Origin of the sequence: Pseudomonas sp. MPB03 (assembly GCF_046605385.1) — a bacterium.
Taxonomy (GTDB): domain Bacteria; phylum Pseudomonadota; class Gammaproteobacteria; order Pseudomonadales; family Pseudomonadaceae; genus Aquipseudomonas; species Aquipseudomonas zanjanensis.
The window spans coordinates 5,068,920-5,090,674 of the sequence record NZ_CP176770.1 but is presented as its reverse complement, the minus strand read 5'-3'; the positions used below and the strand labels follow the sequence as shown (position 1 = coordinate 5,090,674).

Sequence of the window (21,755 nt, the reverse complement as noted above, 5' to 3'; positions counted from 1 at the left end):
CGCTTTGACGTAATATGGCGAGGATGCGTTATGTCTAGAGAATCTGTAGCCGACTTCGTGGCTTGGCTGGAACAGAGGCCCAGGACCCTGGGCTGGGACGCTATCGTGGCGTACGACCAGAGTAAAGCCAATACGCTGTTGCGTCAGGAATATATCCAACGATTTGACAGTGGCCGCTATTTTGACCCGTTGACGTTTAACGTTCAGTATTCACCCACGCATTGGGACTATTTATATGACTATATTCTGGATGCGCCGCGATTGTCGTTCGAAACTTCCGACATATCGAATTCTAAAGCGACCCTGACCATGCGGATTGTCGGAGGAAAGCAGGTCACCGTTAAACAAGCCGTGGGCGAACGAGTTACATCCGTGACTCGTATCGGATTGGCGGACGCTCTGAACGGTCCTTTATTGCACATGCTCGTTCCGTTGGAAAGAACGCCAGGTACCGAGGACAGCCTTGGCCGCGTCACACTGGACCTCTCGAAGGGCGGGGGAGTATATGGGGAATTCTACCTCACGGTCGGCGACGGCATGGAGCAAGACTGGGTCGCAGCCGAAAAATTCCGGCAGCTATTCGAGGCCTTGGACGACGATCAGAAAGTTTTCGAATTGAATAGTTTGGCGCGCGACCCCTCGGAACTGCTTCGACCTGAGAAATTCTACATTCGCACCCATCCGGCACCGGGAGGGAACGTGCGTGGCGCGCCCAACTTCGGCGAGGGCGAGGTGTTGGTGTTCATTCAGATGAGAGGAGGTGCGTCGGACGACGAAGTCGGTTTTCCGCCTTCTAACGCGGGGATGCACTATCTGATCCCTCAGGATGGGGGCAGCGAGCCGCTGTCGGCGACGATCCTGTTGGGCAACCGTTTTTTGCTCAAGAACGTCGTTGCCGACGGATTCAAACGCATCAATGCCGCACCTGTCCAAGTGGCTTCGGAAGGTGTGGTGGGTGAACATATTCGTTCCTTGACCCCACAGAATGGAGCCCGAACGGCGCAAGTACCTGTGCAAACCGATGTTCCCAGCATCAGGAGCCTGGCCTTGCCTTCCGGAATTACCTTGCCGTTCAAGGCCGGAACAGGGGGGGAGCTCTTCGCAAGAATAAACAAGGACATCCTGATATTACGTTGGGAAGGGCAACGCGCGACCGATGCGCGTGTAGAGCTCAGCAATAGTCAGGTAGTTTCCTCGGCTGTGACGATGAAGTGGCACCGGCAGCAGAGTTTCAGATTTTCGACGTCGGCAAATGGTCAACTGTCATTGGCTCCCGTGCAGGCGGGGGACAATGTGGCACAGTATAAAGTATCCCCCAACGGTTTAATTGGAACACCGGCCGAACCGCACCTGGGTCCGATTATTGAACGTCTCGAGTCGCTACTTCGGCAGCAGTTGGACGATAGCTTCCAGCTCTTCACCAGTTCGATTTCCCAAATAGATGCTTTTCGACTCGATGGGTTGTTGTTCCGTACGCAGAATTCGATACAGCCGAGTTCAGGATACTTTGTCGGCGATCTGGCATTGCTCGGTAAAGTTGCCCCGAGCCTCACCAACTTTCTCATTGCTCCGATCGAACCGGTCGTCGGGCCTGGAGGACGGATTACATTTTCCACCCAGCCTGCGGTGACCGGGCTGACCTGGAGTGTCAAGAGTTTGCCGGGCGAATCCGGCGACTCAGGTGAGATCAACCGCGACACCGGTGTTTACGTGGCGCCCGGCGGCACCGACATCACCGGTTACCAGAAGCGGGTACTAGTGACGGCTCGGGCAGCCAATGGCAATTCCAGCAAGGCGTTGGTGAGCATCGTCAAGAGCGACATCAACATCGATCCGTTGGTATTCGTGGTGACGGCAAGGTCCGAGGGGGAGCAAGTCTCGGGCTACAAGATGTCTGCGGCTGCGTTGGATGGCACCGAACTTGTCTGGAAACTGGCCAGCGGGTCGACTGCCAGCATCGAAAATGAACCTGAACCGATCATCGGGCTTCCCAACCAGAAACGATTTATACCACCTGTTCGTCAGGGGGATGCAGCCGTTACGCTCGAATACATTGAAGTGTCACGTATTTCTGGCGGCCGGGCACAGCAGGCTGTGGCGGTAGTCATACAACATGCCTCTAGTCATTTCTTCAGAACGGTATTCGACCCGTTGCGAGGGATGCAGTTGAAGTTGGTTTATGTGAACAGGAACGGTGACGAAATCCAAGAGCCCATCGAACAAACGACCTTCACGCAATTATATGGCGACGGTAGCATTACAGAGGCTGGTTGGTATGTCCCGTCCCCAAACTCAACGATGAAGTTCGCCGTGTGTATGGCAGAAAGAGCGAGTGATGAAGATTGGAAGTTTGCTTGCATTATTTTGCCGCTCCCGCTTTTGTAGGTGGATTAATTCACCTGTCTTGAATTAACGGTCTCGCCGTTAACAAGTACAGTCAGAAATATTGTATAGCAGTTAGCTACCGTTCAAAGGAGTTAATCAAATGCCCTCCTCAGAGACGCAGTTGCCTGTCCCACAGATCAAGGAATCCCATGATCTGCACATCTATCCGCGCCCGAGTGGACCAACGATTACCGCGGTCATTGCACCGTATCGGGCCATGCAGGTAGGTGACGTCGTCACCCTCAAGTTTGAAGGTTACGACGACACAGGTGAATTGGACGAGGTTTGGCGACAGCCGAAGACTTTGGAAAAAAGTGATATTGACAAACCCCTGCTGATGAATATTCCCAGAGACCAAATTGACTTTATCGGCGGCGGTCACGCATTGATCAGCTACACCGTGGACTATGTCGGTACCGGTATCTGCGGGCCTTCCATGGTGCAATCGCTGGGAGTTACGGAGCCGACCACACCGTTGGCACCGCTCATTGAGATAGAAGGGTTGTCTGGCGATACGCTGGATCCCACACAATTCCCTGACGGTATTACGCTGCGAGTCGCGCCCTATGGGGAGGCCAATATCGGCGACGGGATAGCCTTGTATTGGTGGACCTCCAGCCTTGATAAGCGTGTGGTTCAGGCCTTCTTGCTCGATCCGTCGAATATTCAGAGCGAGGTCCTGCTGTTTCGGCTGTCTGCCCCAGTGCTGCAAGCCAGCATGGGGGAAGCGGTCCAAGTGTTCTATCAGTATGCTCGGGCCGGTGTGGCTCAGACTTCGCAAGTACTGGAGCTGAGAGTGCGGGCACCGCTGGATCTGAAGCCCCCATCCGTCGAGGGCGCCACTGCCGAAGGCATGCCTGGCGACAATCTGGCCTTTCTAACCGCTGAGTCCACCACGCAAAACGGTGCGTTCGTCACGCTGCCGGCGTCGCTGGCAATCGGCGCTGGCGATCGAGTCGCTGTGCATTGGCAGGGGGATCGGGCGGGAGGCATGCATGTTGCGACCCAACCCTTTGAGCCTGGAAATCCTCGGCGCTTCCAAGTGCCGGTCAGTGCCATCGCCGCCAATATGGAAGCGAGCGACAACGGTGACGCCAAACGCTTTCCAGTGTTCTACCGATTTACTCCGGCCGGGGAGGGTTATCAAGATTCCGATTTATTACACCTACGAATTAAACCGTTACCGATAGAAGTTTATCCCACTGTTCAATGTACCGAGGTGGTAGGCAATCGACTCTCATTGCGTGATGTACATGAAACAGGGGCAAACGTTACCTTGGCAAGATGGTCTTTTATTGCACCTGGACAACAATTAACTATTCGTGCCCATGGCATCAGTACGACGAGTAATCCGATTTCTTTTGATATTCGTAGACCTTCTGTACTTGTCACGACCCAAGAGGCTTTGAACGGTATAAGGGATCAAAAATTATCGAAAGCGTTTTTGCAGCAGTTGAAGTTGAATTCGCACCTCAGATTCGCGGTGACAGTCAGTTTCGATGGAGGGAAAACGAATTTCAATTTTCCTTCGCTTGACAATATTCAAGTAATGGAATGAAAAGGGGGCGTTTTGGCGCCTAGGAACGGCTGGTAAACAGTATCCAATCATTAATTGCGGGAGAACTATCATGGCGCGCGAAACAGTGGCACAGTTCATCGAGTGGCTGGGAGAGAAACCGCGCACTTACGGTTTTGATGCAATCCTGGCTTATGATCAATACAAAACCAATGTGTTGTTGATACAGGAGTATATCGGGCGATTTACCAGTGAACATTATTTTGATCCCGTCAGTTTTGATGCTGAGTTCAGCTCGGGTACTAACTGGGAATATATCTACGACTATCTTCTCGACGCGCCGCGTCTGTCGTTCGAAACCGCGGAAATCACTAAATCTGAAGCAACGCTGACGATGCGAATTATTGGCGGGACGCAGCTTTCCGTGAATAAAGGCGTGGGAGAAAAGGTCAGGTGGGTTTCACGGGTACGATTGGCCGATGCCCTGAACGGTCCTTTATTGCGTATGAGCGTCGATTTGCTGAAAAGCGGCGGCTCGGTGGGTGATGATGGACGTGTGTTGTTGGATATTTCAAAGGGCTCGCGGCTGTTTGTCACTATCGGCGACAGCATGGAGCAGGACCTGATCGCCGGTGAGAAATTTCAGAAAAAATTCGACGAGTGGCCGGAGGAAGAGAAAGTATTCGAATTGAATACCCTGCCCGCCGACCCTACCAACCTTCTTCAACCCGAAAAATTCACGATTCGCACCCATCCGGCGGAGGGAGGTGATGACCGTAATTCGCCCAGCTTTGGCGAGGGCGAGGTATTGTTGTTCATCCAGATGCAAGGGGGCGCGCCGGACGAAGACGTCGCTATTCCAGCTAATAATGCAGGGATGCATTATTTGATCCCCTTGGGCGGGGGTGACGATCCGCTGTCCGCGACAGTGTTGTTGGGCAACCATTTCATGCTCAAGAACATTGTTGCCACTGGGTTCAAGCGCCTCACCGAGCAATCTATCGAGGTCATTCCAGAAGGGGTGGAAGGGCAACATATCTATAAACTGACCCCGGGGAGTGGAGCACGGGCGGTGTCGGTGGGCACACTAACCGGTATTCCCGGCATCAAGAACCTTACATTGCCATCCAAACTCACCTTGCCGTTCCAGGCTGGGACTGGCGGGAAGTTCTTCGCAGAAATAGTCAATAAGGACGTTTTGACATTAATCTGGGACGGGCAACACTCGAACCCAGTGGTTGTGGTGACCGATGACAATCAGACGGTCTCTAAATCGGTGACGATGAAGTGGAGCTGGCAGCAACGCTTCAAGTTCGAGACAGACCCAGAGGGCAATTTGTCGTTGAAGCTACATGGGACGGACCATTTTACTACTTGTAAAGTATCGCCTGACGGTCTTATTGGTACACCTGCAGAGCCGCACTTGGGCGCGATCATTGAACGCCTTGAGTCGTTGCTCGGGGAGCAACTGACGGAAAGCTTCAGGGTCTTTACCGGCACGGTACTCGAGATCAACACCTATCGGCTCCATGGCTTGTTGTTCCGTACGAAGAATGCGGTGGTGCCGAGTGAAGGATACTTCACCGGTGACCTGGCGTTGCTCGGCAGGATTGCTCCAAGCATGACCAACTTTGTCATCGATCCAATCGAACCGGTTGTCGGGCCTGAAGGGACGGTCGAGTTCAAAATCGAGCCAGGAGCGGTCGGCGTTGAGTGGACCGTCATGAATTTGCCTGATGAGGACGGGGATCCTGGCGTGATCGATCGCCAAACCGGCGCTTACCAGGCCCCCCGCGAAATCGACATTCCGGGTTACCAGAAACGTGTACTGGTGAACGCCCGGGCAGCCAATGGCAATACCAGCTTGGCGTTGGTGAGCATCGTCAAGCGCGATATTGGTATCGACCCGTTGGTGTTCGTGGTGACGGCAAGGTCCGAGGGCGACCAGGTATCGGGCCACAAAATGTCCGCCGCAGCGTTGGATGGGGCTCCTCTTACCTGGTCGCTGGCTAGCGGATCCACCGCCGAGATCCGGGATGAGCACGAGCCGACACCGGGTCTGCCCAACCAGAAACGCTTCATACCTCCTCTTTTCCAAGGTAACGACGAGACGCCCATTACCCTTGAAGAAATAACGGTGGCCCGTGTAGCGGGCGGCCCGCAACAAAAGGCTATTGCAGTCGTGGTGCATCAGGCCTCCACCTATTACATCAAACCCGAGATCAGTGACGATAAGCGGAAGGTGACGGTCAAGTTGTACTACACGGACCGGAGTGGGAATGAACAATGGGTACCGACTGATCAAGTCGAGTTCACCAAACTCTACGGCGACGGTACTTTCTCAACGACGGGGGAGTATGAGTTACCGGCCGTCCCGGACGCCAAGTTTGCTGTGCTCATGGCCATAAGGCCGGACGATGAAGTCTGGAAGTACAGTTTTCTAATCGTGCCCAATCCCATTGTGGATGTGCAGTCTTTTACTGATGCAACAGGGTCGTGAGGAGAGTCGTCATGGCTTCGAATAGTGCGGCAGATACATTGATGATCGGCCATTCCAAAACTGAACTGCTTCGGAAACTTACGGGCAAGGGCGTCACTTTAGGTTGGGGGGCGATCGTGGCTTTCGACCGTGCCCATATCAATCAGATATTGCAAAAGCAATACCTGTCTCATATGAACGACTTGAGTTTCCTGATGCCTTTCAATCGTCGGTTCTTTACTCATGAGGAGGAGTTCGAGGAAATCCAACTGGAACGTATGGTATTGGGAGAGCCGCGACTGTCTTTCGAGTCCGCGAGCTTGGTCAACTCCGAGGTGACGCTGACGATGAATATTATCAGCGGCAGTTATACCACGACCGACCATTCGCCGATCTTCCCGAGCATGGTCCGGGAAAGCTTCAACATTCTTGAAGACATGGGTTATCAGGTGCGAATGACCGTCAGCCTGGCAGTGGCGCAAGGGACGGTCGATGAGCGAGGCCGGGTCATACTCGACTTGTCCAAAGGGCTCGATGTCATGTGTAACCTGGGTTCCAGTGACTTTGCCCAGCGTCGTATCGGTGATGCGGTCAAGGCTTACCTTGAACAACACCCTGTTTATCGCAAGATTTTCGTGCTCGGCATCATCGATTACAACGACTACAGCCCATTGGCGCCTCGTTCGTTTGCGCTGCGTACCCAAGCGGCGCCCGGGGCGGCGGATGCCCGGTCGGCGAACTATGGGGAAGGCGCGTTGGTAATGTTCGTTCAACTGACCTCCAATCCTGAACCAGGGAGCCTGCCCGCAAACGATCGAGGCCTTCCTTACTTGATCCCCAATGACTTGGAGAACGGCAAGCCCAAATACTCCGCCACGGTGCTGGTGGAAAAACGCCTGATTCCGTTTGTGGATGGGGCGGAGCTGGAGTTGCTCAAGCATTTGCTGTTTCCCAACAGCTATGTCTTTACGGACAGCGAGCCTCCCCACAAGCCCCATGATTTGGTGGTGTTCGGTAATATTTCGCTGGCATCTGACGGGAGGGTTGTCGAGCCTGCACGTGTCGCGGTGAAAGGCGGTGTGCCGACTCGCTTCAGCGTTGTCAGCGGCACGGGGCGCGCGTCGGCACCGGACGGATGGAGTGCCAGCAGCCTCGATAGCCCTTGGGTGGTCGGCGACATGCAAGGCGACACCTACACACCGAAGGCCTCGGAATTGATGGGATTCAACCAGCAGGTCTCGGTAGTGACGGCCCATTACCAAGACAGTCTCGGAGAGCGAAGCTACTCGGGACTGGTGGTGGAGTCTTACCAGAGCATCGCGGTTTCTCCGCGTATCTGCACATGGGGTGAAGGGATGGACCCTGTCCACCTTAAAGCCTCGAGCCTGGGGAACAATCGATTGGAATGGCGGTTGGTAGGCGATCCGAAGGGGCAGTTGGAGGTGGAGGACGACAGTTACAACGCTGTTTTTACGCCACGATGGGAAACAGGCCAACCGGTATGGATTCAAACCATTGAAGTGAAAGACACCAGCACGGCGGAAACTACCCGTGCAGCGGTCATCATTATCGTGGCGCCGCAGTCTCTCAAGATCGTGCCTTATCATGTGCCCTCCCTCACGGCATCCAGTCGTATACGGTTCAGTGTGGACAATTCGGCTAGGCCGGCCAATTGGGAGGTGTTTGGCGAGGGAACGATTACCTCGGATGGGGTATTTACTCCGCCCATCAGTAACGAGACACCGGTCAGCGTCGTGCTCGGTGAGACCAGTGAGAGTGACTGGGGCTATGCCATTGTGCAGTTGGTCGAGCGGCAGCGGGAAGCGCCGCGTTGGACAGAGCTGAGTGTATTTTCAATCGAGGCGCTGGACACGACGCAGTGCTACATCAATGGTCTGCAGCAAATTCCGCTGCGGATCAAAATCGAAACCAAGGCAGTCGACTATGAAGGGTATTCGATTGATATTCCACTGAGCGACGTCGAGTTGTCGACCTTGAAGCTGGTCGATCTTATCAGCGGTGCTGAAGTACCTTTTATCGAGGCGCATCGGGAGGGGATAGAGGACGGTGAACTGCCTTGGGCGGTCAACGTCCAGCGCAACCGTTTCAAGCTTTACTCTCCGGGCGCCGTCAAGGAGGTAGATCCCAACCGTCCCATGGAACCCCACAACGACCGGACACGCTATCGTGAGTTTTATGTGCAGTCGACATCCGAAGGTACCCGTGAGTTTTATGCCAAGTTCCAGGCTGCCGATAACCGGACATGGTCTTCAAATATGCGTGAGTGGGCGAATGGCACTATTCGGCTGCAGGGCGTTGTACCGCCCACCCCATTGAGAGAAGTCGGGCCCAATGGCCACTATGACTTCGTTCGGACGCGCGTTTTCAATGGGGTAGGTGAGGAGAAACCCGATGATCCGTTTTCTTATCTGCTGGACTCGATCGATTACTGGAAGTTTGCTTACCGAAAGTCGGGGATATACCCCGTCCGCATGGCCACGCTCAAGGTCGCCGGTAACGCTTCGACCTTGCAATACGAGTCGGAGCAGTTGGATGAAGTGTTCGCCAGTTACACCGGGTATGGTTTTTATCCCCAACCCTTTGGCCGGGAAGATAACCCACCGACTAAATTGGTGTTCGATGCTTATTTTAGAGTCTTATGCCACGACCTGAATTATGACGGGCCTTCATCGGACTTTATTGAGCAACATCGCCCTTCCCCGGGCGAACTTATCGTCAGCCTTCATCGAGTCGCGGATATGCCCTACTGGAATGACGGCATGACCGAGGAACCGCTCATGAAGTATCGCGAACGGCTGGATACGCCTGTGGATTTTACACTGACGGATGTGGAAGGTAACCGCCATCGAATGAGTGTGAGTTTTGAGATACCGAGCAAAGCAGACAGCCGCAATCAACTGCTGATCAATTTTAGATAGCGCCGAAGGCGAATCATGGATGATTCGCTGGGTTGCTTCATATCTTGTCCAAGGCGGTGACACATTATGACGTCTTCAACGGTTGTTCATTCCAATGCCTTCAACTTCATGAGTTTCCTGTCGGCCAGTGTTGATCCACGCACCGGTCAATACACCCTCGCCATCGACTTGCCGGAACTCAAGTCCAATGACCTTTGCGGCCCCGCCGTACCGCTGAAGCTGGTGTTCAACCCGCTCAATACCCTGGATTCGGGCTTCGGCGTCGGCTGGAACTTCAACCTGTCCCAGTTCACCCCCCATGACAGCATCCTGGCCTTGTCCACTGGCGAAACCTTCAAGGTCACCGGCAGCGGTGCCACGCCGGAGATCAAGGAAAAGAAACTCGACAGTTTCCATTTCTTCAACGAGGGCAACGAGCTCTATCGGGTCGTGCACAAGGCCGGGCTGGTCGAAACCTTGAAGGTGGGCGGCAGCGGTGAGCAACGAGTGGCCTTGCCCGAGCAGATCCATGCCCCGTCCGGGCACAAGGTCGACCTGGCCTACGTGGGGTTCAATGGTGGCCAACGCCTGGCATCGATCAGCGATGCCCTCGGGCGCCTGCTGCAGATCAACCGCTTCGATGACCGCGCGCTGGTCGAGATGCTTCTGTATCCGGATGCCGGACCGGGTGGCACACCGTTGGCGCGCTTCGAACTCAAGCTCAACGCCAGGCACCAGGTCATCGAGATAGTCCTGCCCACGGATGAGCGCGCCAGTTGGCGCTTCGATTATCAGGACGTGCGCGGCATTGGCTGCATCAGGGAAGTCAAGACCCCGGTGGGCGGGCGCGAAGTCATCGAATATCTCGACGCGGGCCATGCCTATCCGGGCAACACCGGACGGCCGAACCTGCCGAGGGTCACCCGCCATCAGCTCTTTCCCGGCTTCCAGCAGCCGGAGATGGAGGTGAGCTACGAATACACCTTGGAAAATTTCATCGGTAACGGCGCGAACATCCAGTGGGAAAGCAACGGCCTGGATCAACTGTACAAGGCCTCGCGCACCTACTCCTACGGTTCCACCGCCAAGCATAAAATGGCCGGCGTGGTGGCGCGCACGGTGCAGCGCACCTTCAACAGCTTTCACCTGCTCACCGAGGAAAGTACGACCCAGGGCGATTGCGTCCAGCGGGTGCGCACCACCTTCCACACCGTCGACGGCCCCTTCGAACAGCAGCCGGCCTATTTCCAACTGCCTAAAACCGTGGAAAAGCGCTGGGAACTCACCAGCGATGTCACCCAGGTCCGCAGCGAAACATTGGCCACCACCTATGACAATTTCGGCAACCTGCTGCAAGAGCGCCAGCCCAACGGTATAACCACGGACTACGAATACTACCCGGTCGACGGCTACGTCGATGACGACGGAGACGTGCATTGCCCCGCCGACCCGCACGGTTTCGTGCGCAATCTGCGTTGCCAAACGGTGCACCCGGCCGAAGGGCACGAGGGTCAGGCGCCGGTCTTGCGCACCCGGTATCGCTATGTGGAACTGTCGCCGCTGGACAATAGCCTGCCTGAGGGCAGTTTGCTCATGGCCAGTGAAGTGCTGCTTGAGGTTCGGGGGGATGTGGAAACAGAACAGCACAGGAGTCTCTTCGAGTACATCGACCACCCCACCGATGCCTTTCGGCACGGCAGGCCCCTGCAACACGTTGAATTGAAGAATGGCAACGCCACGACCACGGATTTTTGCTATGAAAAGATAGACGGGGAGGCGGGTGCCGAGACCGTGTTGCAGACCCTGGAAACCCTGACGGGCTTCGACCATGGCGAGCCGGATCGAAATGGCAAAGCCCGAAATGTGCAAAAAATAATCACCCGGCAGCATTCAGTGCTTCATGGCCAGGTGCTGCTCAGCCAGGACGACAATGATGTCGTGATCCGCACCACCTACGATGCGCTCCAGCGAGTGACCAGTGAAACCGTGGCGCCGGAAACCGAGTTCGAAGCCACGCGCCACTACACCTATGTCTTGACGTCCCTGGATGGGCAACAAGCGATGCAACAGCTTATCGACGTCAAGGGGGTGCGGACGCGCAGTTTCTTCGATGGACTAAACCGGGTGGTCCTGGAAGATCGCCAAGACGTGGACGACGACCCGGTAGGCAAGCCATGGCGGCCTGTATATTCGGCTCGATACGATGTGTTTGAGAACCTGGTCGAAGAAACCGAATTTGATTGGTTGGAAACACAATTACTGCCATTGGCCAGCGTCTACGAATTTGATGATTGGGGCCAGCAGTCCTGCGTGACCGGTCCGGACGGTGTCAAAACGTTCGAAATCACCGACCCGATCGGTGACAGGGTTGTGCCGATCGTACGTGCCTGGCGTCAGAGCTCCAGTGATGAGCTCTTGCACACGGGCGTGGAGACAACGTGGTTAGGTAAGTTCGAAAAACCGGAACGCATCGAACGTCATGATCTGGCAGGACAACTGATCAGTGTGCACCGTTATGTTTACGATGGTCTCGGGCGTACGGTACGAGAGACTGACGCGCGCGATGCGATCACCGAGTATCGCTACGATGCCTATGACCGCATGACAGTGACCGTGCTGCCCGATAACGCACAGATCGTACGTGCATATGCTGAACACAGCAGCGAGGATCTGCCAACGAAGATCAGTGTCGATGGCGTGGTATTGGGTGAGCAGCGTTTCGATGGGCTCGACCGTATGACGCTGTCCAATACCGGTGGCCGTGTACGTCACATGATTTATGAGCCTGGCCAGGCCCAACCCGCTTCGGTACTCACTGCCTCGGGGCAGGAAGTAGTTTACGAATATGTGCCGTCATTAGGTGAGGAGCCCACACGGCGGCGTTTGCCGGGCGGTGACTCCAGCTACAGCTATGACAAGCTTACCGCTCGTTTACTCGATTGCCAGGAAGGCGATCAGCAACTGGTTCGGGAGTACTACAGCACCGGAGAGCTGAGAAGCGAGACGCGCCGCGAAAACGACCGTCAATACCAGATGGGATATGTCTACAGTTTTCGCGGGCGGCTGTTGCGCTATACCGATGTCCTGGGTCAGACCCAAAGCTATGACTATGACAACGCTGGACGCCTGAGATCGACCCGACTTGGCACTACCGTGTCGCAATTTACTTACGATGATCTGGGGCAGACCTGCGTCATTGAAACCCATGATGGGGTACAGATGTTGTGGTTGCGTATTGGCCTGACATATGACGCGCTTGGCCGCGAGATCTTGCGCACGTTCGACCGGGCGGGCTGGCAGCAGCAATTGATGCAGGCGTACAACGCCGTGGATGCCCTGGAACATAAATGTCTGAGCGAGGGTGGCGAGATTTTGCGTGACGAGCGTTATGAATACGATCTACGGGGGCGTTTGACGAACTACTTCTGCACAGGGCCCCTGTCTCCAATCGACCCTTATGGTAAGGCGATCAGAGCGCAGACATTCAGATTCGACGCACTGGATAACCTGACGCGTGTGCTGACCGACTTCCCAGAGGGGCGCAACGACGCTCACTATTTTTTCGAGGGCGAGGATCCGACACAGCTGAGCAGGGTGACCAACACGCATGCTGACTATCCTCGGCAAATCCAACTTGAATACGATGCCGATGGCAACATGACGCAGGATGAGTTGGCGCGCACGCTGGATTACGACGCGCTGGGGAGACTGATGACGGTTAGTGAGGGCGTCAGCGTTCGGGCCGGTGCCTAAGGTTGAGCGACCCTCTGCTCGTTCGGCACACCGCTGGATTGGGCATGACCGCCATGCTGGGTCAACGATGGCGGTCTCTTGAAGCTTGAGGGATTGCGAGGAGGAGGGTTACTTAATGAGTGGCTTATTGATCAAACCCAGTTCCAGCGCCTTGAACGCCGCCGTCCAGCGCGAATTCACACCAAACTTTCGCCGGATATTGCCAAAGTGATAGTTCACGCCGGCTTCGCTGCAGTTGATGATTTGGCTGATCTCCCAGGAAGACTTTCCGGCGGCGCTCCACTGTAGAACCTCTGTTTCCTTGCGGGTGAGTTTGACCGCTGTCGGTTGTTGCGAATCTTCGGACTGGAAATTGCCTTGGGCAGGTGCGGGATGGGTGCTGATTGGGTCGGTGCGATACATGATGAACACTCCCATTTAACGAAAATGGCATGGGGCGGCGAAGTCTCCCTACTTCTTGACGTGGCTCGCACGACCCTGATTCAGACCTTGGGGGCTGTAGGAACGGTTTCGTTATAGCTCGATTCAAACCACTTGAAACCTGTCAGACATGACAGGTGGTGGATGCGAAATGATGAATGGTTGAAAGGCTGTCATACCGAAACTATTGATATCTTTGGTATTTTTTAAAATTTGGTTGATTCACTGTGGTAAGGGGATTCGCTAGATCCTTCAGCCCAGGTTTAATATTTCTCCATTTAAATTTGCATTCAATCAATCCCGGGTATATACACGCACCATGCTTCCTTCCCAATGTCTGTGCATCAACCTGCGTCGCGCCGCCCGTGGCGTCAGCAGGTACTACGACGGCGCTCTCGATGGCTTCGGGATCAACGTTGCCCAGTATTCCTTGCTCAATAACCTGGCGCGCCTGGACCAGCCGAGCATCTCATCCCTGGCCGAGGCCATGGGGTTGGACCGCAGCACCCTCGGACGCAACCTGAGGGTGCTGGAAGGCGAGGGGCTGGTGAAGCTGGCTGAGGGCGACGATTTGCGTAATCGCATCGTTGTGCTCACCGAGGCGGGGCAGGCCCGGTTGACGGCGGCATTGCCGGCCTGGGAAGCGGCGCAACAGAAACTGATCGATAAGCTGGGTGCCGAAAAACGTGCGACCTTGCTGGCCTTGCTGGATGAACTGGCGTGAAGCCGGTTCGTCCGATGATAAGTGGGTATATACCCGCGACCGGAGAATAAGAATGACATCGATGTGGCGTACCTGTGGTTGGGTCCTGGTGGGCAGCGCGCTGATCCTGGCGTTGTCACTGGGGGTGCGGCATGGCTTCGGGCTGTTCCTGGCGCCCATGAGTGCCGAGTTCGGCTGGGGCCGTGAGGTGTTCGCCTTCGCCATTGCCTTGCAGAACCTGATCTGGGGCCTGGCGCAGCCTTTCACCGGCGCCTTGGCCGACCGCTTCGGCGCGGCGAAAGTGGTGCTCATCGGCGGGGTTCTTTATGCCGTCGGCTTGGCGTTCATGGGCATGGCCGACTCGCCATGGTCCTTGTCGCTGAGTGCGGGGCTGTTGATTGGCATCGGCCTGTCGGGCACGTCTTTCTCGGTGATCCTGGGCGTGGTCGGACGGGCCGTGCCGCCGGAAAAACGCAGCATGGGCATGGGCATCGCCAGTGCTGCCGGTTCCTTCGGCCAGTTCGCCATGCTGCCGGGTACGTTGGGGTTGATCGGCTGGCTCGGTTGGTCGGCGGCGCTGCTGGCGCTGGGGTTGCTGGTGGCGTTGATCGTGCCACTGGTGAGCATGCTCAAGGATTCGCCGTTGCCGGTGGCCGGCCATGAACAAACCCTGGCCGAAGCCTTGCGCGAAGCGTGCAGCCATTCCGGGTTCTGGCTGCTGGCGGTGGGCTTCTTTGTCTGCGGTTTCCAGGTGGTGTTCATCGGCGTGCATCTGCCGGCGTACCTGGTGGACCAACACCTGCCCGCCAGCGTCGGTACCACCGTGTTGGCCCTGGTCGGTTTGTTCAATATTTTCGGCACCTATACCGCCGGCTGGCTGGGCGGGCGCATGTCCAAGCCGCGCCTGCTGACCGGGTTGTACCTGATGCGGGCGGTGGTGATCGGTTTGTTCCTGTGGCTGCCGGTAACGACCACCACGGCGTACCTGTTCGGCATGGCGATGGGCTTTCTGTGGCTGTCGACGGTGCCGTTGACCAATGGCACGGTGGCGACGTTGTTTGGTGTACGAAATCTCTCGATGTTGGGTGGGATCGTGTTCCTGTTCCACCAGTTGGGCTCGTTCCTCGGTGGTTGGCTGGGCGGGGTGGTGTATGACCGCACCGGCAGCTACGACTTGATCTGGCAGGTGTCGATCCTGCTCAGCCTGTTGGCGGCGGCGTTGAACTGGCCGGTGCGTGAGCGGCCAGTGGCGCGCTTGCAAGTCCAGGTCGGTGCGGCATGAGTCGCGTCGGCCCGTGGTTGATCGCTGTCGGTGCCGGCCTGCTGCTGGCGTTTGCCTGGTGGGGTTGGCATCAGGGCGGCTTGGCGTTGATGCAACTGGGCATGGGCACGTGCTGAACAATGGACGGCATCGGACGCGGCGAGTAACGTCGTGGTCTGACACGTTTTTAAGGACATACCGACATGTTGATGCGCTGGTTTGCTGTTCCCGCCCTGTTGCTGGCTGTGACCGGGCAAGTCTGGGCCGCCGACTGCCCGCCGTTGCTGGAGGGTTCGTTGCCCAAGCTGCGGGCCAAGGAAACCGTCGACTTATGCCAGCGCTTCGCCGGCAAGCCCCTGGTGGTGGTCAACACTGCCAGCTTCTGTGGGTTCGCCCCGCAATTCAAAGGCCTTGAGGCGCTCAACCAGCGCTACAAGGACCAAGGCTTGCAAGTGCTGGGCGTGCCGTCCAATGATTTCAAGCAGGAAGCCAAGGACGGGGCAGAAACCGCCAAGGTCTGCTACGTCAATTACGGCGTGACCTTTACCATGACCGAACCACAACCGGTGCGTGGTGCGGATGCGATACCGCTGTTCAAGCACCTGGCTGAACAATCCGCCGCGCCGAAGTGGAATTTCTACAAGTACGTGGTGGACCGCCAGGGTAAAGTCGTTGGCAGTTTTTCCAGTCGGATCAAGCCTGACGATCCGGATTTCATCAAGGCTGTGGAGACGGCCATCGCCTCAAAACCCTGATTGCCCGTCACGAAAAAGCCCCGCTTCCTTGCAGAGAGCGGGGCTTTTTTTGCTTCAGGTGGCGAGAGGTTCAGTTTCGCCGTGAAACATTAGAAGCGGTAGGTTGCACCCACACCGAAACCGTTGGCGCTGTTTTCGTATTTGGCGTTGTAGGACTGGCCGAGGGCGTTGTCGCCGCTGACGTTGACTTTTTCTTCCTTGAGGTAGGAATAAGCGACGTCGATGGTCAGGTCATCGGTCGGGCTCCAACCGGCGCCCAGGCTGAAGATGGTCCGGTCGCCGGTCGGGATGCGTGGCGAGCGGTCGGTGTTGTTGGTCGGCGCCTGGTCGAAGGTCAGGCCGGTACGCAGTACCCACTGCTTGTTCAACTGGTAGGAGGTCCCGATGGCGTAGGCCCAGGTGTCGTGCCAGTTCTGTTCTTCAGTAATGGAGCTGAAGAACCCCGGCGCGAAAGCGCCACCCGTCGCTGGCGTCACACCGTCATTGTTCACGGTGATTTCTTTCAGGCGGCTCCAACGCGTCCAGGTGCTGCCCGCGTAGACGGTCCAGGCATCGTTGATTTGCTGCGTGACCGAAAAGTCCACCGATTCAGGCGTCGTGATGTCCAGCGAAGCATCGTAGCGCGCGCCGTTCAGCAGGCTGGGAGGCGTGCCCGCCCCAGGGCTGATTTCGGTGTGGCCTTCGAGCTTGTACTTGACCTTGGAGTGGTAGGTCAGGCCAACACGGGTGGTATCGGTCGCCTGGACCAGCAAGCCGATGTTGTAGCCATAGCCGATGTCGTCACCCTTGATCTTCACACTACCGTCATTCGGCGACAGCGGCGAGGTCAAATCCGATTCCAGGGAGCCGGAAATACGGTTGATGGTCGGGCCGAAACCGATCGAGACCTTGTCGTTGAAGGCATAGCTGACGGTTGGCTGGAAAGTGACGACCTTCACTTCGCTCTTGCTGCCGAAGTTACGGCCTTGGAAGCCATTTTCATAATCGGTGATCAAGCCGAACGGTGCATAGACACCCAAGCCGAAAGCCCACTGATCATCGATAGGCTTGACGTAGTAACCCATCGGAACGCCAGTGAGCGGAACCATGTCGCCCTTGTTGGTACCGGACTGGGTGCCGCTGGCATCGTCGATGTCGGTCGAGGCATCAATGGCGGCGAAACCACCAGTGACTTGCTGGCGCTTGAGGCGCGACATGCCGGCAGGGTTGCCGAACACGGTGCTGGCGTCATCGGCAGAAGAAGAACGTCCTGCGAAACCAGTGCCCATGCCACTGATGCTTTGTTCGTTCAAGGCAAAGCCACTGGCGAAAAGTTGCGTGGATGCCAAGGTAACGGCAAGGCCAAGTGTGGTTTTGAGCATCATTTTTTTCATTGTTAGAACTCCTGGTGATCACCGGGGCGAAAATTACCAACATTTTCGTTCAAGCGCTATAGCCTGGATGGCTTGATTTAGAGCGGTTTTGTAGGACAATCCGACCAGATTCGCGACCGTTGTGGGAAGTTTCCAAATTTCCCGTCAGCAAGCGACCTGATTCAGCGGTGAAATACAGCTTCGCCAAGCGCAGGTGAAATCTCGCAGGCGCCCTTGGGGATGAAAGGTCTGGCGCCAGATGCGAGCCATGCCCAGCAGGTCATCGGCGTCGGGAAGCGCGGTGTTCTGTTCCTCCACCAACAGCCAGGCGATGGCGGTGGCGTAGCGCAGGTTGACGGTCAATTCCAGGTGCGGGCCGCTGAGAAAGGCGTGCTGGCTGGCCAGGCCGCGCACCAGGCTGGCCCGTTCCGGATCCCGCGCCAGGTAATGGTCCCAAAGGGCTTGGTGTCGGGGCTCTGTGATGCGATACAGGCCATGTCCGCGGCGATCATGCAGGGCTGAACCCAGGGCAGATTGGCTGGCGGCAATACCCAGCAACAAGGATTCCGCGGTTGCGCTGTGACACTCCAGGTAGAGGAGCGTCGGGCGGATCACATATCGACACAGTTCGCTGGCAGCGATACCCATAAAACCCTCGTGATGTGAGGTGGGCGGAGCCTGAGGAGTGTGGGCTTGGCAGCAGTGGATCGGTCCAGGCTCCGCCAGAAGCGGATCATGCCGCTTGACTTGAAGTGTAGTGTCATATTCCCGCTGTAAAGGACTGTTTTTAAAACATCTTCGGCGAACGGTTATAACTGTTATATCCCTTGGTGCTTACGCCGTTTCGCTTTATCGAGAAATTTCGGGCAATAAAAAGCCCCGCTTCATGGGCGGGGCCTTGGGGGTTTCAGCCTTTCTGCGTCTCAGGCAACCAGTGCCTGACGGGTACGCTCGATCACGGCCTGCAGCGGTTCGGCGCTGGAGTACTGGTCGGGGTACAGGCGTTCGCTGTGACGGGCGATGCCGTGTTCGTTGACCAGCGTGAAGCTGAAGCAGCCTTTGCGAGCGGCCATGATCAGGCAGTTCATTGGAGCAAAAGCGTTGGTTAGGGTGCGGATGGCATCCTGTGTCTGGATTTGAGTAGACATGTTATGGGTGTTCCTACAAATGACACGGTTAAGAACCGTGCAACGTTAAAACGTTCCAGTAACGTCGACCACCATTGGTCGAACGAAGAACCCGACTGGAACAAAGCAGCCAGTTTGAGCGCTATATAAAGTGCGCGCTTGGGCTGGCAGGTAGGTACTTAGGAGGGCAGGCAACACATCGAGGGCAAAGGTTCTGGGCCCGGGGTGAAGATCCTGATCAATTTTGCAGGTTGGTTCGGTCAGAGTAATGAGCCTGGCAACACCCTTCGCATTCGATCGAAGGCTGTGTTGGCGCAAGGTTTACCTGGAAACCATCGAGGGGGTCGGTCTCCTTTTTTCGGTGAGCGTCCTTTGGAGGATGGCTGACCGCGGAGATGTGTTCGACCCGGAATTGACTTTCAGCTTGGTACTAACGCCGCGGATACTAACGGATTGAATCTGTGAAGGGAAGGGTGTTGATTAAAAAATATTCAAACGAGCCCTGGCAATGAGTCGAGCCATGACCCGTGGCGAGGGAGCTTGCTCCCGCTGGGCTGCGCAGCAGTCCTAAAGATAGGGCCGCTTCGCGCTGGAGCGCCAGCCCGGCCCAGCGGGAGCAAGCTCCCTCGCCACGGGGTCGGTTTTCAATCTGATCCAAGGATGAACGGCTTAGCACAGGATTCTAACGTCTGCTGGTGTGGTCAGGTTACCCAAGCGTCGCGCATGGCCTCAGGTTATCCCCAGCTTCATACCGCCAGATGCGCCAAAAAATCGCAGCGTTATAACCCGTTCAGCTGTTACTTGTGCACACTCGCCGCACTACTTGTCACCTTACTGTCATGTCGAAACAATCCGGGGTGGGTGCCTGTATCCAAAATTTAAGTCAATGAAAAACATCGCTTTTTTTTACTGGTGAAAAAATCGTCAGTTTGAGCCCAGGCCCCGTTCCACAGGGCTTTGCGCGAGTTCAGGGTGGGTTGTCCACTGACTTATCCACAGCTTCTGTGGATTGTCCCAAGCGCTTGCTCTAGCACGGGCGTGCCGGTTTTTTTTCGGCTTTACCCGTACGAAAAAAGGAGTAAAGTGGCGCGCCTTCCGATCTGTCCCACAGTGTTTATGAAGTTTCGCTCAGTATCAAATCCTGTTACTTCCGCACCCTCTGGTGTTACCCCACCCAAGCGTATGTCGATGCGGGTGGCTGAGTGGCTGCTCGACAGCCCGCGGCTCGGGGACAGCCCCAGCGTCAAGCACCTCGCCGGTCGTTTGCTCAAGCAACCGGCCCGTGAAGGCGTGGTGGCTGCGCAAAGTCGTCTCGGGCAGTTGATGTGCCGTGAATGCGGCAACGCTCGGGATCGACGCATCGGCCACGACCTGCTGCGCCAGGCCGCCCGGGCCGGCGATGATCGTGCCCGCCGGGCCCTCGGTGAAATCGAAGACTGAAATCGCAGACTGCGCTGGGCAACCCCCAGCCGCTTGGTTAACCTTCGGGCTTTATTTGATCGGCAGGAATTGTCATGGCTATGGATTTGACCAGCCTGTTGTTTGGCCTGGCAGGCGCCGCGGTGCCGTTGCTGGCACTGGCCTGGCACCTGCAACGCCAAGCCGCCACTGCCCAGACCGAATTGGCTCTGCTGGAAGAGCGCCTGGCCACGGCCCACATGGCCCACGATGGCCTCAACGCCCAGCTCGATGCCTGCCGCGACGAGATCAGCGACCTGAGCCAGGCCAACGCCGCCAAGCAAGCCGAGCTTGCCGCGGCCTGTCGCGAAGTCGATTTGCTGCAGATCGAGCGCGACAATGCGCGGGATGCGGCCCACGCCTGGAACCTTGAACGCGCCAACAAGGAAGCCGAGCTGCGTCGGCTCGATGCCCAGGCGGCGTCGTTGCAGGCCGAACTGCGCGAGCAACAGGAAAGTCATCAGCAACGCCTGGATGACCTGCAAGGTTCGCGAGATGAGCTGCGGGCACAGTTCGCCGAGCTTGCTGGAAAGATCTTCGATGAACGTGAGCAACGCTTCGCCGAAACCAGCCAGCAACGCCTGGGCCAGTTGCTCGATCCGCTGAAAGAGCGCATCCAGTCCTTCGAAAAACGCGTTGAAGAAAGTTATCAGGCCGAGGCCCGGGAGCGTTTCTCCCTGGGCAAGGAACTGGAACGCCTGCAACAACTCAACCTGCGCCTGAGCGACGAGGCCACCAACCTCACCCGCGCGCTCAAGGGCCAGAAAACCCAGGGCAACTGGGGCGAGCTGATCCTGGAGCGGGTGCTTGAACATGCCGGCCTGGAGAAGGGCCGCGAATATCAGACCCAAGTCAGCCTCAAGGGTCCGGACGGTGAGCGTTTCCAGCCGGACGTGTTGATTTACCTGCCGGGCGACAAGCAAGTGGTGGTCGATTCCAAGGTCAGCCTCACGGCCTACCAGCAGTACGTGGCGGCCGAAGATGACGCCATCGGCCAACTCGCCCTCAAGCAACATGTGCTGTCGTTGCGAACTCACGTCAAAGGCTTGGCCGGCAAGGACTACAAGCGCCTGGACGGTTTGCACAGCCTGGATTTCGTGTTGCTGTTCGTGCCGATCGAAGCGGCGTTTTCCGCCGCCCTGCAAGCCGAGCCGAACCTGTTCCAGGAAGCCTTCGACCGCAACATCGTGATCGTCAGCCCGACCACGCTGCTGGCGACACTACGGGTGATCGACAGCTTGTGGAAGCAGGAACGCCAGAGCCAGAACGCCCGGGAAATCGCCGAGCGGGCCGGGTGGCTGTATGACAAATTCGTTTTGTTTATCCAGGATCTGGACGAGATCGGCAGTCGCTTGCAGCAGTTGGACAAAGCCTACAGCGCAGCGCGCAACAAACTGACGGAAGGGCGCGGCAACCTGGTCAGCCGCAGCGAACAACTCAAGCTGCTTGGCGCCCGGGCCAGCAAGAGCTTGCCCAGCGAACTGCTCGAACGGGCGATGACCGATGCGGATGGGCTGCCGGAGTTGCCGGAAGAAGCCAGCGAGAAAACCCAGGGCTGAAGCGAACCCAAAGCTGAAGCCGCCCTCGGGCTGAATCAGATCTCAAGGCAAAAACAGCACCCTGTGGCG

At 56.7% G+C, this 21,755-nt stretch carries 14 protein-coding genes; 10 read left to right on the top strand and 4 right to left on the bottom strand.

Annotated features, from left to right (window positions below; translation table 11 throughout):
- Positions 1-30: 30 nt before the first annotated feature.
- The 5 genes from ACLH0I_RS21975 (at position 31) to ACLH0I_RS21955 (ending at position 13,051) form a co-directional block, all read left to right on the top strand.
- Entirely contained in the window at positions 31-2,385 is a 2,355-nt protein-coding gene (locus tag ACLH0I_RS21975) for a hypothetical protein (RefSeq protein WP_411385375.1), read from the top strand.
- 100 nt (positions 2,386-2,485) lie between these two features.
- Positions 2,486-3,943, top strand: a complete 1,458-nt coding sequence (locus ACLH0I_RS21970) for a hypothetical protein (RefSeq protein WP_250965866.1) — start codon at positions 2,486-2,488, stop codon at positions 3,941-3,943.
- A gap of 70 nt (positions 3,944-4,013) precedes the next feature.
- Positions 4,014-6,401, top strand: a complete 2,388-nt coding sequence (locus ACLH0I_RS21965; RefSeq protein WP_411385374.1) for a hypothetical protein — start codon at positions 4,014-4,016, stop codon at positions 6,399-6,401.
- An 11-nt stretch (positions 6,402-6,412) separates the two neighbouring features.
- Positions 6,413-9,319, top strand: coding sequence for a hypothetical protein (locus ACLH0I_RS21960; RefSeq protein ID WP_411385373.1), 2,907 nt, complete (start codon positions 6,413-6,415; stop codon positions 9,317-9,319).
- A gap of 66 nt (positions 9,320-9,385) precedes the next feature.
- Positions 9,386-13,051, top strand: coding sequence for an RHS repeat domain-containing protein (locus ACLH0I_RS21955; RefSeq protein WP_411385372.1), 3,666 nt, complete (start codon positions 9,386-9,388; stop codon positions 13,049-13,051).
- Positions 13,052-13,159: 108 nt separating this feature from the next.
- On the opposite strand, the gene ACLH0I_RS21950 is transcribed toward ACLH0I_RS21955, so the two are convergent.
- Positions 13,160-13,453: a helix-turn-helix transcriptional regulator gene (locus tag ACLH0I_RS21950; protein ID WP_250964642.1), complete on the bottom strand. Its 294-nt coding sequence runs from the start codon at positions 13,451-13,453 to the stop codon at positions 13,160-13,162.
- A gap of 337 nt (positions 13,454-13,790) precedes the next feature.
- On the opposite strand from ACLH0I_RS21950, the gene ACLH0I_RS21945 reads away from it, so the two are divergent.
- From ACLH0I_RS21945 to ACLH0I_RS21935, 3 genes are all read left to right on the top strand, one after another.
- The gene (locus ACLH0I_RS21945; RefSeq protein ID WP_250964643.1) at positions 13,791-14,195 is read left to right on the top strand and encodes a MarR family winged helix-turn-helix transcriptional regulator; all 405 of its coding nucleotides are present in this window, start codon (positions 13,791-13,793) and stop codon (positions 14,193-14,195) included.
- A 52-nt stretch (positions 14,196-14,247) separates the two neighbouring features.
- Positions 14,248-15,456, top strand: coding sequence for an MFS transporter (locus ACLH0I_RS21940; RefSeq protein ID WP_411385371.1), 1,209 nt, complete (start codon positions 14,248-14,250; stop codon positions 15,454-15,456).
- Positions 15,457-15,638: 182 nt separating this feature from the next.
- Positions 15,639-16,190 (top strand): glutathione peroxidase, encoded by a 552-nt coding sequence (locus ACLH0I_RS21935; RefSeq protein WP_186709893.1) that lies wholly within the window; start codon positions 15,639-15,641, stop codon positions 16,188-16,190.
- Between the two features lie 89 nt (positions 16,191-16,279).
- On the opposite strand, the gene ACLH0I_RS21930 is transcribed toward ACLH0I_RS21935, so the two are convergent.
- From ACLH0I_RS21930 to ACLH0I_RS21920, 3 genes are all read right to left on the bottom strand, one after another.
- On the bottom strand, positions 16,280-17,563 hold the full coding sequence (locus tag ACLH0I_RS21930) for an OmpP1/FadL family transporter (protein WP_250964646.1): 1,284 nt from the start codon (positions 17,561-17,563) through the stop codon (positions 16,280-16,282).
- A 144-nt stretch (positions 17,564-17,707) separates the two neighbouring features.
- Positions 17,708-18,190 carry a hypothetical protein gene (locus ACLH0I_RS21925; protein ID WP_250964647.1) on the bottom strand — a complete coding sequence of 161 codons (483 nt, stop codon included), beginning with the start codon at positions 18,188-18,190 and terminating at the stop codon, positions 17,708-17,710.
- A 275-nt stretch (positions 18,191-18,465) separates the two neighbouring features.
- Positions 18,466-18,690, bottom strand: coding sequence for a hypothetical protein (locus tag ACLH0I_RS21920; RefSeq protein WP_008051046.1), 225 nt, complete (start codon positions 18,688-18,690; stop codon positions 18,466-18,468).
- Positions 18,691-19,785: 1,095 nt separating this feature from the next.
- Between ACLH0I_RS21920 and ACLH0I_RS21915 the strand changes: the two genes are divergently transcribed.
- Both ACLH0I_RS21915 and rmuC read left to right on the top strand, forming a co-directional pair.
- Entirely contained in the window at positions 19,786-20,109 is a 324-nt protein-coding gene (locus ACLH0I_RS21915) for a sel1 repeat family protein (protein ID WP_186728746.1), read from the top strand.
- 188 nt (positions 20,110-20,297) lie between these two features.
- Positions 20,298-21,686, top strand: coding sequence for a DNA recombination protein RmuC (gene rmuC, locus ACLH0I_RS21910; RefSeq protein WP_411387547.1), 1,389 nt, complete (start codon positions 20,298-20,300; stop codon positions 21,684-21,686).
- Positions 21,687-21,755: the final 69 nt, after the last annotated feature.